The sequence below is a fragment of the Vibrio cincinnatiensis DSM 19608 genome (assembly GCF_900167345.1).
Lineage (GTDB): Bacteria > Pseudomonadota > Gammaproteobacteria > Enterobacterales > Vibrionaceae > Vibrio > Vibrio cincinnatiensis.
Genome location: NZ_FUXB01000044.1, coordinates 1 through 2,237, shown reverse-complemented (window position 1 = coordinate 2,237; position 2,237 = coordinate 1). Strand labels below are relative to the sequence as shown.

Genomic DNA, 2,237 nt, shown 5'->3' with positions numbered 1-2,237 from the left:
GGACTATCCGATCGATGCTCTACACAAGCTCTTTGGCGTCGCAACATAACAAAGCATTTAAGCGGGACAATCAACGCGTGGCATTTTTGGTTTGGGTGGGTATTTGAGGTTACGGCTGGCTAGTTTGAGTGCAGTTGTTTGCGTTGCTTGCCCCTTAATGCGGCGTTATGCTTAATCTCATAAAATCAATCGGTTGTGGCCTTTTCTCTGTTCCTTCAGCCATTCGATCTTGTTTGTCGGCAATTTGTTAAGGTGGTCGCTGTTTCAATTAAATTGATGCTGTAAATGTCGATCGGTTGCTTCATTTTAATTTTGAGCCGGTTCGTGTTGAGTTTCTTTTTCTCAAAGTCGCTTTGAGTGATTTGGCTCCTTGGCTTATCAGCCAAAAGCGTATCGGCAATTTATTATTGTTTCGTGCTGCCTAATGAAAAGGCAATTTGGCTGGCGCTTGTGGTTCAGCGTTGTTGCCTCATTCGATTTTTACGCCAGTTTGCTGTGAATCTGGTTGATCAGATTTTCGTTAAAAGGGCATATTGTTCTCATGATCGTTGTGAATATATCTTAGTTTTTGTTCAAATCATGGTTTCGATCAGGTTAACGAGTTTTGATGCTTGGGTTGGTTTTAATGTCTGAGTTATTCTAGTGGCTGCTTAAACCTAAGTGTTTGAAGTTTAAGCATAACAAACGGTTCAAGAGGGACAGCCAACGCGCGGCATTTTTATCATGCGTTGGTTTTGGTGGTTACGGTGTTATGCGGAAGCTTGGTGGTGGCGTTGTCTGCCCCTTAACCGGGCGTTATAGCTCAATGAGTTTAGAATGAAATTTTTAGAAATAATTGAAAATGTTCGAGGGAATCATCCTGAGATAAATGATAGCTTTATCTCTGTTGGAAATTTGCTTGATCTCTACGAATTGCCTAACCAAGCTGGCGTATATGTTCTTTATAGCGAACGACAGAAATTTCCTTATCCTTGGGAGTCGTCTGGTGTCTTTTATATTGGAAAAGCTGATAACTTAAACACTCGCGTCATAGAAACGCACAAAAAACATACTTTAGCGGCAAAATCCAATCAAAGAAAAGGTAACAGTTTATATTATCCGGTTTATGAATATGGTGCTTCGTACGGTGTTTCATGTATTTATTGCCTATGCGAAAATTCAAAAGAATTAGAAGGTAAGTTGTTAGCGAGATTCGCAACGGTAAACGGAGCTATTCCAGTAGCAAATAGGAAACATGATGCCTTTTGGTATCTTTTCCCCGAGCTATAACAAACGCTTCAAGAAGGACAGTCAACGCGTGGCGCTCTCAGTTCAAATGAGCATTTGAGGTTACGGTTGTTGTGTTTGAGTTTGGGGTTCAGCGTTGCCTGCCCCTTAAGCGGGCGTTATGAGCCAATATGGAGAAATTAGTTTGTACGGTCCAAATCCAAATGATAAAGAGCCAATGAAAGGTTTTCCTCAAGTCGGCTATCTAAAAAACTATATTAAGTCTCCAAATATTGAAGTTGGTGATTATACGTATTATGACGATCCTAATGGGCCTGAGAATTTTGAAAGTAATGTGCTTTATCACTTTTCTTTTATTGGGGATAAGTTAAAGATTGGAAAATTTTGTGCTATTGCTAAAGACGTTAAGTTCATCATGAATGGTGCAAATCACAGTATGTCAGGTTTTTCTACTTACCCCTTTTTCATTTTTGGCAATGGTTGGGAAACGTCAGCCCCACAAGTTGGTGAGTTACCTTATAAGGGAGATACTGTAATTGGTAATGACGTCTGGTTGGGGTATGAGTCAACTATTATGCCTGGAATAACGATTGGTGATGGTGCAATCGTTGCTAGTAAGTCAGTAGTAACACAAGATGTGCCGCCTTATAGCATTGTTGGCGGAAATCCCGCAAAGGTTTTGAAACATCGTTTTGAGCCACATGTCGTAGATAAATTGTTAGCAATTGCATGGTGGGATTGGAGTGCGGAGAAAATAACGGAAAACCTAAAAGCAATAACACACAATGAATTAGATTTGCTTTTAGCGGAAAGTGGCTCATAACAAACGCCTCAAGAGGGACTGTCAACGCGTGGCGTTTCCAGTCCCATTGAGCCGAGGTGGTTACGGTTGTTGCGTTTGAGTTTAGTGTTATGCGTTGCCAGCCCCTTAGGCGGGCGTTATGTAACCGTAGAGAAAAAGCCCACAATGCATTGAAAATTAAAGTATTTTTATCCTTTTGTATTTTAAG

Annotated in this window: 2 protein-coding genes; both read left to right on the top strand. The window is 40.7% G+C overall.

Annotated features, from left to right (window positions below; all coding sequences use genetic code 11):
- Window positions 1-816: 816 nt before the first annotated feature.
- A complete protein-coding gene (locus tag B5D54_RS16730) occupies window positions 817-1,269 on the top strand; it encodes a hypothetical protein (protein ID WP_078927653.1) in 453 nt (150 codons plus the stop codon).
- Window positions 1,270-1,387: 118 nt separating this feature from the next.
- On the top strand, window positions 1,388-2,050 hold the full coding sequence (locus B5D54_RS16725; RefSeq protein ID WP_078927652.1) for a Vat family streptogramin A O-acetyltransferase: 663 nt from the start codon (window positions 1,388-1,390) through the stop codon (window positions 2,048-2,050).
- The last annotated feature ends 187 nt before the right edge of the window (window positions 2,051-2,237 follow it).